Origin of the sequence: uncultured Shewanella sp., assembly GCF_947501225.1 — a bacterium.
Taxonomy (GTDB): domain Bacteria; phylum Pseudomonadota; class Gammaproteobacteria; order Enterobacterales; family Shewanellaceae; genus Shewanella.
On record NZ_CANMUW010000065.1, the window covers coordinates 1 to 292 of the forward strand.

Consider the following 292-nt stretch of genomic DNA (forward strand, 5'->3'; position numbering starts at 1 on the left):
GGTCGGTGATAGAGGATTCGAACCTCTGACCCTCTGGTCCCAAACCAGATGCGCTACCGGGCTGCGCTAATCACCGAGATTTTGTATCTTTTCAAGATCTCTTGAAAGAGGGTAACCCTCTGATCCGCTTTTTATCACAAATCTGGATACTCTACCAAACCGTGCTAGTCACCGAGTCATAATATCTTTTTAAAGGATATCTAAAGAGGGAGATTGAAATGGGGTGACTGATGGGGCTCGAACCCACGACAACCGGAATCACAATCCGGGGCTCTACCAACTGAGCTACAAT

Annotated in this window: 1 tRNA gene; it reads right to left on the minus strand. The window is 47.3% G+C overall.

What is annotated here, in order from left to right:
• Positions 1-2 precede the first annotated feature (2 nt).
• A tRNA-Pro gene (locus Q1B47_RS21950) sits at positions 3-76 on the minus strand.
• Between the last annotated feature and the right edge of the window lie 216 nt (positions 77-292).